Genomic DNA, 13,125 nt, shown 5'->3' with positions numbered 1-13,125 from the left:
GCCCGCGGGCCCGACGCTGCCGGGCGGCGTCAGTCCTGCGGCGGGACGACGCCCATGCCGGCGCCGATGTCGCCGATGACCTGCGCCACGCGCGCACGGCCGTCGGCGAGCGTGTACTCGAGCGCCACGATCGCGCACCGCCCCTCGGTGACCTCCTTGGCCAGCGACACCGAGTAGCCGTGCAGCTGCCGCGCGGTGTGCAGGACGTGCTCGTGCCCGAGCGTCGCGGCGTCGAACGTGTCCAGCGGTCGGCCGGAGGCGGTCAGCCCGACGATGGAGGGGATGACGCGGTCCACGACGGCCTGCACGAAGCCGGGGGGCACGTTGCCGGTCGTCATCGCGTCCACGGTCGCCGCGACCGCGCCGCACGAGTCGTGGGCCAGGACCACGACGAGCGGTGCACCGAGGACGCTCACGCCGTACTCGATGGACCCGATGACCGTGGTGTCCAGCACGTGGCCCGCGGTGCGCACGACGAACAGGTCGCCCAGCCCCTGGTCGAAGATGATCTCGGCCGCGACGCGGCTGTCCGAGCAGCCGAACACGACCGCGAACGGGTGCTGCTCGGCGCTCAGCTCGGCGCGCCGGTCGATGCCCTGCGACGGGTGCAGCATGCGGTCCTCCACGAACCGCACGTTGCCCGAGCAGAGCTCCGCCCACGCGGCGGCGGGGGTCGTGGGGCTGGTGGTGGCGGCGGTCATGCGCCGGCTCCCTTCGTCTCCGTGGCGGCGGGTGCGTCGTCGACCTCGGCGCGTCGCGGCGGGTCCGCACCGGGCCGCGAGACCGTGATCGCGGCGATCCGGGCGCAGCGCTCCAGCAGCTCCTGCAGCACGGAGGGGTCCGCGTCGTGCAGCGCGGCCCGGCGGCCGGCACCCAGCAGCCCGGCCGACCAGAGGCCGTCGACGAGGCCACCCATGAACGAGTCGCCCGCGCCGACCGTGTCGGCGACCGTGACGCGCGGCGCCGTCACCGACAGCCGGGCTCCGGCGGACGTGACCGCGAACGCGCCCTCGCCGCCGTGCGTGACGACGACGAGCGCGGGACCGGACCGGCTCCACGTCTCGGCGATCTCGGCCGGCGCGACCCCCGGCTGCAGCCACGCGAGGTCCTCGTCGCTGACCTTCACGACGTCGACGAGCCGCACGAGACGCTCGACGACGGGCAGCACGTCGGCCGCGTCACCCATGAGCGCGGGCCGCAGGTTCGGGTCGTACGTCAGGGTCGAGACCGCGCGGCGGCCCTCGAGCAGCGCCGCGACCTTGGGGGCGCCGGGCGTCAGCACCGTGGCGATCGACCCCGTGTGCACGACGAGCGGGTCGTCGCCGTCCTCGTCCCACGACGAGGGCAGGTCCCACTCGAGGTCGAACTCGTACGTCGCGACGCCTGCGGAGTCGAGGTGGGCGGTCGCGACGGGCGTCCTCGCGGGCGTGCGGTCGCCGTGCAGCACCCGGACGCCGGACTTCTCGAGGTGCCGGCGCACGAGGTCGCCCTCGGCGTCGGGAGCGAGCCAGGTCAGCAGGTCGGCGCGCCGCCCGAGCCGGGCGAGCCCGAGGGCGACGTTGGCGGGGCTGCCGCCGGGGTGCTCGCCGCGGGTCCCGTCGGGGCGTCGGACCGCGTCGACGAGCGCCTCGCCGACGACCAGGGCGCGACCGGAGGTGCCGTCGCTCATCGTTCCTCCTGCTCGTCCACGTCCGCCGTCGCGCCCGGGGCCTGCGGCGTCGCGTCGGGTGCTGCGCCGCCGCGTGCCGAGGTCAGACGGGCGCGCGCGCCGTCGAGCCACTCCTGGCAGCGCGCCGCGAGCGCCTCGCCGCGCTCCCACAGCGCGAGGGACTCCTCGAGGGTCCCCGCACCGGACTCGAGCCGCGCCACGATCGAGACCAGCTCGTCGCGCGCCTGCTCGTAGCCGAGCGTCGCGGGGTCGGGGAGGGAGGGGGCTGCCGGGGCCCCCGCACCGGCGGGGTCGGTCGTCTCACGTCGTGCCACGCGCACAGTCAACCAGCAGGGCCCGACGCGGGGCGCACCGTCCCACGGATGGCGGCCCGGGCGTGGACCGGCCGCGCGCCCTCGGTGTCCGGGTCCACAGGCGTCAGGGTGTGACGGTCGCCGCCAGCTCGCCCGCCGCGACCCGCACGCGCAGCGCGTCGCCGGGTGCGACGTCCGCGGGGCTGCGCACGACGGCGCCGTCGGCACGCTGCACCACCGCGTAGCCGCGCTCCAGCGTGGCCGCGGGGGACAGCGCCCGCACCTGGCCGGCCAGCCGGGCCGTCGCGGTGGACGCCTGCGCGAGGGCCGCGTCGAGCAGCGTGCGGCCGCGTGCCGTCTGCCGGTGCAGCGCGGCCTCGTGCGGGTCGACGAGCGTCTCGGGACGTGCCACGACCGGGCGCGTGCGCAGGTGGGCGAGCGTCGACTCCTCGCGCGAGATCCGGTGCGTGAGCGCGGCGCGCGTGCGGCTGCGGGCCTGCACGATCCGTGCGCGCTCCTCGGTGACGTCCGGCACGACCCGCTTGGCCGCGTCCGTGGGCGTCGACGCGCGCAGGTCCGCGACGAGGTCGAGCAGCGGGGCGTCCATGTGGTGGCCGATCGCGCTGACCAGCGGCGTGCGGCAGGCGGCCGCCGCACGCACGAGGGTCTCGTTGCTGAACGGCAGCAGGTCCTCGAACGACCCGCCGCCGCGCGCCACGACGACGACCTCGACGCGTGGGTCGGCGTCGAGCTCGGCGATCGCCGCGCTCACCTCGGGGACCGCGCTGGGCCCCTGCACGGTGACCCGCCGGATCTCGAACTGCACGCCGGGCCAGCGGGCGCGCGCGTTCGAGACCACGTCGTGCTCGGCGTCGCCCTGCTGCGCGCACACCAGGCCCACGACCGCCGGCAAGAACGGCAGGGGGCGCTTACGGGACTCGTCGAACAGCCCCTCCGCCGCGAGCACGCCCTTGAGGTGCTCGATGCGCGCGAGCAGCTCGCCGAGCCCGACCAGCCGCACCCGGTCCGCCGTGAACCCCAGCGCGCCCTTCTTCACCTGGTACTGCGGGCGGGCGTGGACCACGACGTGCGCACCGTCGGCGAACCGGTCGCCCAGGCTCATCGCGGCCACGGCCGGCAGCGTCACGGAGAGCGACATGTCGAGGTCGGTGTCGCGCAGGGTGAGGAACAGCAGCGAGTTCCACCGGCGCACGTTGAGCAGCTGGCCCTCGACCCAGACCGGGGGCATGCGCGCGACGTAGTCGGCCACCTTGGGCGCGAGGTGCCGCACCGGCCACGGCCGCTCGGGCGTGGTGTCGGCGGCCTTGAGCGGCAGCGGCAGCGGTGCCGCGGGTGACGCGGGTGCTGCGGCGGTCGGGGCGCTGGTGTCGTCCTGCACGGACCCAGCCTGCCTCACGGCGCCGACACCACCGGTCCGTGCTGCCGTGGCCGCGGCGGCGGTGTCGTGGAGGTCGCGTGACGGTGGCGGGCGTCACCCCGGGGTCCGCGCGGCCCCCGGCCTAGACTGGCGGGGTGACCCACGCTGCCCCGGACCCCGTCGACGCGCGCGCGCACGACCTGCGCACCGCGCGCAAGCGCGTCCTGCTCGCGGCCCCCCGCGGGTACTGCGCCGGAGTCGACCGCGCCGTGATCGCGGTCGAGAAGGCGCTCGAGCACTACGGCGCGCCCGTGTACGTCCGCAAGGAGATCGTCCACAACCGCCACGTCGTCGACACGCTCGCCGCACGCGGCGCCGTGTTCGTCGACGAGACCGACCAGGTGCCCGAGGGCGCGCGCGTCGTGTTCTCCGCGCACGGCGTCTCGCCGGCCGTGAAGGCGAGCGCCGCGGCCCGCAACCTCCAGACGATCGACGCGACGTGCCCCCTGGTGACCAAGGTCCACAAGGAGGCCGTGCGGTTCGCCGCCGAGGACTTCGACATCCTGCTCATCGGCCACGAGGGCCACGAGGAGGTCGAGGGCACGCAGGGCCACGCCCCGGAGCACATCCAGGTCGTGAACTCCCCGGCCGACGCGGACCACGTCGAGGTGCGCGACCCGGAGCGGGTCATGTGGATCTCCCAGACGACGCTGTCGGTCGACGAGACGATGGAGACGGTCCGCCGGCTGCGCGTCAAGTTCCCGCAGCTGCAGGACCCGCCCAGCGACGACATCTGCTACGCGACGCAGAACCGTCAGGTGGCCGTCAAGAAGCTCGCGCCCGCGTGCGACGTGGTGCTGACGGTCGGGTCGGCCAACTCGTCGAACTCGGTGCGGCTGGTCGAGGTCGCGCTCGACGCCGGTGCGCGCTCGTCGTACCGCGTCGACAAGGCCGCCGAGATCGACCCGGCCTGGCTCGAGGGCGCGACGACCGTCGGCGTCACGTCGGGCGCCTCGGTGCCGGAGATCCTGGTGGACGACGTCCTGGCGTTCCTCGCCGAGCACGGCTTCGCCGACGTCGAGGAGGTGCGCACCGCGACCGAGGACCTCATGTTCTCGCTGCCGCGCGAGCTGCGCGCCGACCTCAAGGCCGCGGGGGAGCCGACCGGCCGCCCGCGCCCGGACGGTCGCCGCCGGCTGGACGTCCAGCCCGTCTGACGCGTCGCCGCCGTCCGCTCACGCGGTCGAGGCGTTCCCGTCGCGCGACCGCCCGTCGAGCGACCGCGGTGCCGCGGTCTCGTCGGCGAGCGCGCGGGCGTCGCGGGAGCCCCCCGGGTCGCCGAGCACCCGGTCGCCGAGCACGTCGTCGAGCGCGACGACCTGGTCCGCGGCCGACGCGACCAGCTCGGGCGCGCTGAGCGCCGTGAGCCGGGGGTTCGCCGGGCCGGGCGTCGGGAGGTCGGCGTCGACCACGTTCAGCTCCGCGAAGCGCCGCGCGCTCACGAGCACCCGGGTCTCCAGGGACCCGACGGCCTGGTTGTAGGCGCCCGCCGCCGCGTCGATCGAGCGGCCGAGGCGCGCGAGGTGGCTGCCCATGGTCGCGAGCCGCCCGTGCAGCTCCTTGCCCAGGGTGAGCACCTGCTGCGCGTTCGCCGCGAGCGAGTCCTGCCGCCACGCGTACGCGACGGTCCGCAGCAGCGTCAGCAGCGTCACGGGCGTCGCGATGACGACGTTCTGCTCGAACGCGTACTCGATGAGCGTCGGGTCCTGCTCGGCCGCCGCGTGCAGGAACGACTCGGCCGGCACGAACATCACGACGAACTCCGGCGCGGGGGCGAACTGGTCCCAGTAGCGCTTCGAGGCCAGGTCGTCGACGTGCTTGCGGACGTGCCGCGCGTGCGCCGCGAGCCGCTGCGCGCGGACGGCCTCGTCGTCGGTCTGCGCGGCGTCGAGGAACCCGAGGAACGCGACCTTGGCGTCGACCACGACCTGCTTGCCGCCGGCGAGCTTGACGACCATGTCGGGCCGCTGCAGCCCGTCGTCGGTGCGGACCTGCTCCTGCTCGACGAAGTCGACGTGCGCGAGCATGCCGGCGGCCTCCACCACGCGGCGCAGCTGCACCTCGCCCCAGCGGCCGCGCACCTGCGACGAGCGCAGCGCGGTGACCAGCTGCGAGGTCTCGCCGCGCAGCTGGTCGGACGCGGCCCGCATGGCACGCACCTGCTCGCCCAGCGCGGCGTTGCCCTCGGCGCGCGCGCGCTCGGCCTCGACGAGCTCGGTGCGCACGTGGTCCAGCGTGCGGGACAGCGGCTCGACCATCGCCCGCACCGCCTGCTCGCGCTGCACCAGCTCACCGACCTGCGTCTGGTGCTCGGCCGCGAGCCGCTGGTGGGCCAGGGCGAGGAACTGCTCGCTCGTCGCCGCGAGCGCCTCGTCGGCGAGCGCCCGGAAGCGGTCGCCCGCGCCCGCGCGCTCGGACTCCAGGTGCGCCCGCGCCCGCGCGGCGTCGACCTCCGCGGCGCGGACCCGCTCGTCGGCTGCCCGGGCGGCACGCGACGACGCGAGCACCCAGGCGACGAGGCCGCCGAGCGACGCCCCGAGCAGCAGCGCGCCCAGGATCAGCGGGAGGGTGCCGAGCGTCGTGTCGTCCATGGTGAGCAGCGTGCCAGCGCCCACCGACACGGCGGGTGAGGTGGTGCCGTGCGGCGGGCACGAGGGCCGGGGACCGTCCGCGGGGCGGGGCCGGGTCTCCGTCCCGCGCCCGATCCGGACTGTGGGTCGCCGCCCCTATCCTCGGTCGGGTGACGACGCCACCCCCCTTCCCGCAGCCAGGTCCCGGGCCCGTGCCCGGGCCTGTGACCAGCGCCCCCGCTCCGGTGGCAGGCGCACCCGCCTTGTCCCTGCAGGGGCTGTGGCGCCGGTTCGGGCAGAAGGTCGCGGTCGCCGGCATCGACCTGGAGATCCCCGCGGGCTCGTTCTACGGCCTCGTCGGCCCCAACGGCGCGGGCAAGACGACCACGCTGTCGATGGCCACCGGGCTGCTGCGTCCCGACGCGGGCACGGTGCTGGTGCACGGCGTCGACCTGTGGGCGCACCCGACCGAGGTCAAGCGCACCATCGGGGTGCTGCCCGACGGCGTGCGCCTCTTCGACCGCCTCACGGGCGCGCAGCTCGTGACGTACGCCGGGCTCCTGCAGGGGCTCGACCGTCCCACCGTCACGTCGCGCACGCGTGACCTGCTGGCCGCCGTCGGGCTCGAGCAGGACGCCGACACGCTCGTCGTCGACTACTCCGCCGGCATGACCAAGAAGGTCGCGCTCGCGTGCGCGCTCGTGCACGCGCCGCGCGTCCTGGTGCTCGACGAGCCGTTCGAGGCCGTCGACCCGGTCTCGGCGGCGAACATCCGCGAGATCCTGCACCAGTACGTCGCCGGCGGCGGGACCGTCGTGGTGTCGTCGCACGTCATGGACCTCGTGCAGCGCATGTGCGACCACGTCGCGGTGATCGCCGAGGGCCACGTGCTCGCGGCGGGCACGGTCGACGAGGTGCGCGCGGGCCGGTCGCTCGAGGAGCGCTTCGTCGACCTCGTCGGCGGCCGGATCACGGGGGAGGGCATCGCGTGGTTGCGCACCTCGTCCGACTGAAGCTCACGCTGCTGCGCAACGGCCTGCGCCGCAGCGCGTGGCAGGTCGTCGGCCTCGTCGTGGCGGCGCTGTACGGGCTCACGCTGCTGGGTCTCGCGGGGGCGGGTGCCGTGGGGCTCGGATTCGTCGACGTCCAGCTGCGCGGGGACGTCCTGGTCGTCGTCGGCTCGCTCCTGGTGCTCGGCTGGTGGGTCGTCCCGCTCGTCGCGTTCGGCGTCGACGCGACGCTCGACCCGCGCCGCTTCGTGACGTTCGGCGTCCCGCGGCGGGACCTGCTCGTCGGGCTGACGATCGCCGGGCTCATCGGCATCCCGGGCGTCGTGACGACGTTGAGCGCCCTGGCCACGCCCCTGGCGTGGTGGCGCGAGCCGCTCGCGGCGCTGGTCGCGCTCGTCGGCGCGGTCCTCGCGGTGCTCGCGTGCACCCTCGGCGCGCGTGCCACCACGACCGTCCTGGCGCCCGTCATCGGGCGGCGGCGCGTGCGCGAGGTGGTCGCGGCGCTCGCGATCCTGCCGTTCATCTTCCTCGGCCCGATCCTGTCGACCGTGGCCGAGGGGGCGTCGGGCGTCGGGCTGGAGTCCGTCGCGCGCGTGCTGTCGTGGACGCCGCTCGGCGCGCCCTGGGCCCTGGCCCCGGCGGTCGCCGCGGGCGACTGGGCCGGGCTGCTGCTGCGGCTCGTCGTCGCGCTCGCGACGCTCGTCGTGGCGCTCCGCGCGTGGTCCTGGGCCCTGGACCGCACCCTCACCGAGCCCGTCAGCGCGGGCGGCGACTCCCGAGCCCGCGGGCTCGGCTGGTTCGGGCGGCTGCCCGCGACCCCGACCGGTGCGGTCGCCGCACGCGCCGCCACGTACTGGCTGCGCGACCCGCGCTACGCCATCGCGGTCGCGATCGTCCCCGTGCTGCCCGTCCTGCTCGCCATCTCCGCACCCGACGGCGCGATCGTGCTGGTCGCGGGCCCGGCGGCCGCCTTCACGGTGGGCTGGAGCATCTCGGCCGACGTCGCCTACGACGGCACGGCGTACTGGACGCACCTCGTCTCACCGCTGCGCGGTGTGGCGGACCGGTGGGGCCGCGTGCTCGTCGCGGGCTCCCTGGGGCTCGTCCTGACGCTCGTCGTGGTGTTCGGCACCGTCTGGTACGCCGACCGGTGGGACGCGCTGCCGGCCCTGCTGGGGGCGAGCGTGGGCCTGCTCCTGACCTCGCTCGGCGGTGCGAGCGTCGTGTCTGCTGCCGTCGTGTACCCCGTGCAGCAGCCGGGGGAGAACCCCTTCGGCACCAAGCAGGGCGCGAGCGCGGCGGCGTTCACGTCGCAGCTGGTCGGCTTCACCGCCATCGGGGCGCGGGGCGCCCCGACGGCGGTGCTGGCGCTGCTCGCGGTCGTGCGGGACTCCGCGGCCCTGGGCTGGGCCGCGATGGGTGTCGGCCTGGTGCTCGGGACCGTCGTCCTGGTGGCCGGCGTCCGGCTGGGCGGGTCCATGCTCGACCGGCGCGGTCCGGACCTGCTGCAGAAGATGCGCGCGTTCGCGTGACGCGGCGCCCGGGCCGCCCCGCCCGCCGGGCGGCCCGGGGCACCCGGACGGCTGCGTAGACTCGACGCCCGTGGCTCTCACCATCGGCATCGTCGGACTGCCCAACGTCGGCAAGTCCACCCTCTTCAACGCGCTCACCCGCGCGCAGGTCCTCGCGGCGAACTACCCGTTCGCGACGATCGAGCCGAACGTGGGGGTCGTGCCGCTGCCGGACCCGCGGCTGGACAAGCTCGCCGAGATCTTCGGCTCGGAGCGGATCCTGCCGGCGACGGTGTCGTTCGTGGACATCGCGGGGATCGTCAAGGGCGCCAGCGAGGGTGAGGGCCTGGGCAACAAGTTCCTCGCGAACATCCGTGAGGCCGACGCGATCTGCCAGGTCACGCGCGCCTTTGCCGACCCGGACGTCGTGCACGTCAGCGGCAAGGTCGACCCCGAGGGCGACATCGAGATCATCGCGACCGAGCTCGTCCTCGCGGACCTCCAGACGCTCGAGAACGCGATCCCGCGGCTCGAGAAGGAGGTCCGCGGCAAGAAGACGGACCCCGAGGTGCTCGACGCCGCCCAGCGCGCGCTGGCCGTCCTGGAGACGGGCCAGACGCTGTTCGCCGCCGGCCTCGCCGACGACGAGCACGTGCGCGCCCTGCAGCTCATGACGTCCAAGCCGTTCATCTACGTCTTCAACACCGACGACGAGGGACTGGCCGACACCGCGATGCAGGAGCGGCTGCGCGCCCTGGTCGCGCCCGCCGAGGCGATCTTCCTCGACGCCAAGTTCGAGTCCGAGCTGGTCGAGCTGGAGGAGGACGAGGCGCGCGAGATGCTCGAGGCCAACGGCCAGACCGAGGCGGGCCTGGACCAGCTGGCCCGCGTCGGCTTCCGCACCCTCGGCCTGCAGACGTACCTCACGGCGGGTCCCAAGGAGTCGCGCGCCTGGACGATCCACCAGGGCTGGACGGCCCCGCAGGCGGCCGGGGTCATCCACACGGACTTCCAGAAGGGCTTCATCAAGGCGGAGGTCATCTCGTTCGACGACCTCGTCGAGACGGGGTCCGTGGCCGCCGCGCGAGCGGCCGGCAAGGCCCGCATCGAGGGCAAGGACTACGTCATGCACGACGGCGACGTGGTGGAGTTCCGCTTCAACGTCTGACCCGCAGGGTCAGTCGCGCCCGGGGCGTCGGCGCTCCTGCTTGAGGGCCGACCGCTCCCGCTTGTCCTCCAGGCGGCGGCGCTGCGAGCCCCTGGTGCGCCGGGTGGGGCGTCGGGGCGTCGGGGGAGCGACCGCCTCGCGCAGCAGCGCGGCCAGGCGCTCGCGTGCCGCCGCGCGGTTCTGCCGCTGCGAGCGGTGCTCGGCGGCGCTGATCGTCAGCACCGTGCCCGTGAGCCGGGGCGCGAGCCGGCCGAGGACGCGCTCGCGCTGCACGGCGTCGAGCGCGGTCGTCGTCCCGAGGTCGATGCTGAGCTGCACGCGGGAGTCCGTGGTGTTGACCCCCTGGCCCCCGGGCCCGGACGCGCGGGAGAACTGCTCGAGCAGGTCGGCGGCGGGCACGGTGAGGCCCGCGGGAGCGCCGGGCCCCGGAGCGACGTGCAGGTCGTCCACACCCCCAGTGTGCCGTCCGTCTCTCCTGATCTCCCGGTTCGACGGGCGCGCCGGGGCCTCCTGCGCCACGATGCCGCTATGGCGACGAAGCTCACGGGGCAGCAGACCGCGGACGCCGGCCTGGCCGGGTGGGTCCACCTGAGCGACGGGCTGCGGACACGGGTGGCCACGGGCGGCTTCGCCGCCGGTCTCGCCCTGGTCGACGCGATCGGTGCCGCCGCCGAGCAGGCCGACCACCACCCGGACCTCGACCTGCGCTGGGGGCACGTCGACGTCCGGCTGTGGAGCCACGACGCGGACGGGGTCACGCAGCGCGACGTGGACCTGGCCCGCACGGTGTCGCGTCTGGTGGCCGACGCGGGGCTCACGCACGACGGGGCGGACCTGCAGAGCGTCGAGCTGGCGCTGGACGCGCCGGACGGCGGAGCGGTCCTGCCGTTCTGGCAGGCCTTCCTCGGCTACGAGCGCCGGGCGGGCGCGGACGACGAGGTCCGGGATCCCGCCGGCGCGCACCCCCCGGTCTGGTTCCAGCCGTCGGGGTCGGACGAGCCGCGGCAGCGCTGGCACCTCGACGTGTGGGTCGACCCCGCGGCCGTGCAGGGGCGGATCGAGGCAGCGGTGGCCGCCGGGGGACGGGTGGTCGACGACGCGCAGGCGCCGAGCTTCTGGGTGCTGGCGGACGCGGACGGGAACCGTTCGTGCCTGTGCACGTGGCAGGACCGGCAGGCCGGGGGATGAGCGTGGGGCAGGCTCCCGCTCGGCCTCCCTAGCAGACGCCGCGGGCGTCGGAGCGTCCAGAGGTCCCGCGCCACCCGAACGTGGGATGTGTCATCGTCGTTTCAGGCGCGTTACCGCCTCGTACGTCTCGTATGATGGACGGTACTGACCAGTATCAATCAGGTAACGATCGACATGGGCGTTCGTCCATGTCTCGATTGTCGCCCGGCCCGGGGTTAGCGTGGCCACAATTCAGGCGGACGCTCGCGCCCGGACCCCGGCTCTGCACCGGCGGGGTCGCGCGGCCACGTCCACCACGTCTCAGGAGGAACATTGAGGATCACACGCAAGGCTGTCCTCGCGTCGGTCGCCACGGTCAGCGTGCTCGCGCTCGCTGCCTGCACGGGCGCCGACGAGGGTGCCGGCGATGACGACAACGCGGGTATCAACACCGACACCGCGATCAACATCGCCTGGAACCAGCCGATGTCCTCGTTCAACGGCGAGAGCATCACCGGCAACGCGACGGCCAACAACATCATCACGTACATGGCCAACTCGCGGTTCAACGACTACAACTCGGACCTCGAGCTCGTGATCGACGAGTCGTGGGGGACCTACGAGAAGGTCTCGGACGACCCGCTGACCATCACGTACACCTACGCGGACACCGCGAAGTGGTCGGACGGCGTCGCCGGCAGCCCTGCCGACCTCCTCCTGGAGTGGGCCGCGCAGAGCGGCAAGTTCAACAACGTCGAGCCCGAGTACGACGACGAGGGCAACGTCACCAACCAGGAGGCGATCGACGCCGGCGTGTACTTCGACGCCGCGAGCCCGGCCGTCGCCCTGATCGAGGAGACGCCCGAGATCGAGGACGACTCGATCACGCTGGTCTACTCCAAGCCGTTCGCGGACTGGGAGACGGCGATCGACAACAACCTCCCGGCGCACATCGTCGCGCAGCGCGCCCTCGGCATCGAGGACCCGCAGGAGGCGACCGACGCGCTCGTCGCCGCCATCCAGGACGAGAACACCGAGGACCTCTCCAAGATCGCCAAGGTCTGGAGCGACGACTGGAACTTCGCGTCCCTGCCGGACGACCCGCAGCTCCTCGTGACCTCGGGCCCGTACACGATCACGGAGTTCGTCGAGGAGCAGTACCTGACGCTCACCGCGAACCCGGACTACGAGGGCGACCGCACGGCCGTCTTCGAGAAGGTCACGGTCCGCTACAACGGCGACCCGATGGGCCAGGTCCAGGCGCTGCAGAACGGTGAGGTCGACCTCATCAGCCCGCAGTCCACGGCCGACATCCTCAAGGCGCTCGAGGCCATCGACGGCGTCGAGGTCGAGACGAACGTCGAGGGCACGTACGAGCACGTCGACCTGCAGCAGGGCAACGGCGGTCCGTTCGACGCCGCGACCTACGGTGGCGACGCCGAGAAGGCCCACAAGGTCCGCCAGGCGTTCCTCAAGACGATCCCGCGCGAGAAGATCGTCTCCGACCTCATCGTCCCGCTGAACCCGGACGCCGAGGTGCGCAACTCGTTCACGCAGGTCCCCGGCTCGCCCATGTACGACGGCATCGTCGAGGCCAACGGCCAGGGCACCGCGTACGGCGAGGTCGACATCGACGGCGCCAAGGCGCTGCTCGCCGAGGTCGGCGTCCCGAACGTCCAGGTCCGCATGCTGTTCGACCCGAACAACACGCGCCGCGTGAACCAGTTCGAGCTCATCAAGGCCTCGGCCGCCGAGGCCGGCTTCGACGTCGTGGCCTACACGGTCCAGACCGACTGGGGCACGGACCTCTCGAACGCCACCTCGTTCTACGACGCGGCGCTGTTCGGCTGGCAGTCCACCGCGACCGCCGTCACCGAGTCGGACGCGAACTACCGCACCGGCGCGACGAACAACTACTTCGGCTACTCGAACCCCGAGGTGGACGCGCTGTACGACGAGCTCCAGGTCGAGACCGACCCTGCCGAGCAGGAGCGGATCCTCGGTGAGGTCGAGAAGCACCTCGTCGACGACGCGTTCGGCGTGACGATCTTCCAGCACCCGGGCGTCACCGCCTGGAACCCGGAGAAGATCGGCAACGTCCAGAAGCTGGGGATCGCACCGACGATCTTCTACGGCTTCTGGGAGTGGACCGCGGGCGACGCGGCCACCGAGGACGCCACCACCGAGTGACCCGTCGGGCCCCGGCGCCCCCGCGCGGGGGCCCGAGCGGTTCACCGCACGACGAGGGCGCCGTGAGGGTTGCGACCCCCGGCGCCCTTGCCGTGCGTGCGTACAGCGC

Annotated in this window: 12 protein-coding genes; 6 read left to right on the top strand and 6 right to left on the bottom strand. The window is 74.1% G+C overall.

Annotated features, from left to right (window positions below):
* Positions 1-29 precede the first annotated feature (29 nt).
* The 4 genes from H9657_RS12995 to xseA all read right to left on the bottom strand — a co-directional run bounded on the left by H9657_RS12995 (position 30) and on the right by xseA (position 3,361).
* The gene (locus H9657_RS12995; protein ID WP_191783845.1) at positions 30-701 is read right to left on the bottom strand and encodes a carbonic anhydrase; all 672 of its coding nucleotides are present in this window, start codon (positions 699-701) and stop codon (positions 30-32) included.
* Positions 698-1,669: a carbohydrate kinase family protein gene (locus H9657_RS12990; RefSeq protein WP_191783844.1), complete on the bottom strand. Its 972-nt coding sequence runs from the start codon at positions 1,667-1,669 to the stop codon at positions 698-700. Before H9657_RS12990 ends, H9657_RS12995 begins: the two co-directional genes overlap by 4 nt.
* Positions 1,666-1,983, bottom strand: coding sequence for an exodeoxyribonuclease VII small subunit (locus tag H9657_RS12985; protein ID WP_191783843.1), 318 nt, complete (start codon positions 1,981-1,983; stop codon positions 1,666-1,668). The genes H9657_RS12990 and H9657_RS12985 overlap by 4 nt, the downstream gene beginning before the upstream one ends.
* A gap of 103 nt (positions 1,984-2,086) precedes the next feature.
* Complete coding sequence (gene xseA, locus H9657_RS12980) at positions 2,087-3,361, bottom strand: exodeoxyribonuclease VII large subunit (protein ID WP_191783842.1); 1,275 nt, start codon at positions 3,359-3,361, stop codon at positions 2,087-2,089.
* 134 nt (positions 3,362-3,495) lie between these two features.
* Here xseA and H9657_RS12975 point away from each other — a divergent pair, with 134 nt between their 5' ends.
* Entirely contained in the window at positions 3,496-4,557 is a 1,062-nt protein-coding gene (locus H9657_RS12975; protein WP_318241479.1) for a 4-hydroxy-3-methylbut-2-enyl diphosphate reductase, read from the top strand.
* 18 nt (positions 4,558-4,575) lie between these two features.
* On the opposite strand, the gene H9657_RS12970 is transcribed toward H9657_RS12975, so the two are convergent.
* Positions 4,576-5,991: a DNA recombination protein RmuC gene (locus tag H9657_RS12970; protein WP_191783841.1), complete on the bottom strand. Its 1,416-nt coding sequence runs from the start codon at positions 5,989-5,991 to the stop codon at positions 4,576-4,578.
* A 149-nt stretch (positions 5,992-6,140) separates the two neighbouring features.
* Between H9657_RS12970 and H9657_RS12965 the strand changes: the two genes are divergently transcribed.
* From H9657_RS12965 to ychF, 3 genes are all read left to right on the top strand, one after another.
* Positions 6,141-6,983 (top strand): ABC transporter ATP-binding protein, encoded by an 843-nt coding sequence (locus H9657_RS12965; protein ID WP_191783840.1) that lies wholly within the window; start codon positions 6,141-6,143, stop codon positions 6,981-6,983.
* On the top strand, positions 6,959-8,512 hold the full coding sequence (locus tag H9657_RS12960; RefSeq protein WP_191783839.1) for a hypothetical protein: 1,554 nt from the start codon (positions 6,959-6,961) through the stop codon (positions 8,510-8,512). The genes H9657_RS12965 and H9657_RS12960 overlap by 25 nt, the downstream gene beginning before the upstream one ends.
* Positions 8,513-8,582: 70 nt before the next feature.
* Positions 8,583-9,659, top strand: coding sequence for a redox-regulated ATPase YchF (gene ychF / locus H9657_RS12955; protein WP_191783838.1), 1,077 nt, complete (start codon positions 8,583-8,585; stop codon positions 9,657-9,659).
* Positions 9,660-9,668: 9 nt separating this feature from the next.
* Here ychF and arfB read toward each other — a convergent pair whose 3' ends face one another.
* The gene (gene arfB / locus H9657_RS12950) at positions 9,669-10,109 is read right to left on the bottom strand and encodes an alternative ribosome rescue aminoacyl-tRNA hydrolase ArfB (RefSeq protein WP_191783837.1); all 441 of its coding nucleotides are present in this window, start codon (positions 10,107-10,109) and stop codon (positions 9,669-9,671) included.
* Between the two features lie 78 nt (positions 10,110-10,187).
* On the opposite strand from arfB, the gene H9657_RS12945 reads away from it, so the two are divergent.
* The gene (locus H9657_RS12945) at positions 10,188-10,847 is read left to right on the top strand and encodes a 4a-hydroxytetrahydrobiopterin dehydratase (RefSeq protein ID WP_191783836.1); all 660 of its coding nucleotides are present in this window, start codon (positions 10,188-10,190) and stop codon (positions 10,845-10,847) included.
* A 312-nt stretch (positions 10,848-11,159) separates the two neighbouring features.
* Positions 11,160-13,016, top strand: a complete 1,857-nt coding sequence (locus H9657_RS12940) for an ABC transporter family substrate-binding protein (protein WP_191783835.1) — start codon at positions 11,160-11,162, stop codon at positions 13,014-13,016.
* Positions 13,017-13,125: the final 109 nt, after the last annotated feature.

Source organism: Cellulomonas avistercoris (assembly GCF_014836445.1).
Taxonomy (GTDB): domain Bacteria; phylum Actinomycetota; class Actinomycetes; order Actinomycetales; family Cellulomonadaceae; genus Cellulomonas; species Cellulomonas avistercoris.
Note: the sequence above shows the minus strand (reverse complement) of the source record. Positions and strands in the feature narration are given on the sequence as shown.

Coding starts and splice junctions, on each gene's coding strand:
- H9657_RS12995 (WP_191783845.1), bottom strand. CDS start 701: ATGACCGCCGCCACCACCAGCCCCACGACCCCCGCCGCCGCGTGGGCG.
- H9657_RS12990 (WP_191783844.1), bottom strand. CDS start 1,669: ATGAGCGACGGCACCTCCGGTCGCGCCCTGGTCGTCGGCGAGGCGCTC.
- H9657_RS12970 (WP_191783841.1), bottom strand. CDS start 5,991: ATGGACGACACGACGCTCGGCACCCTCCCGCTGATCCTGGGCGCGCTG.
- H9657_RS12945 (WP_191783836.1), top strand. CDS start 10,188: ATGGCGACGAAGCTCACGGGGCAGCAGACCGCGGACGCCGGCCTGGCC.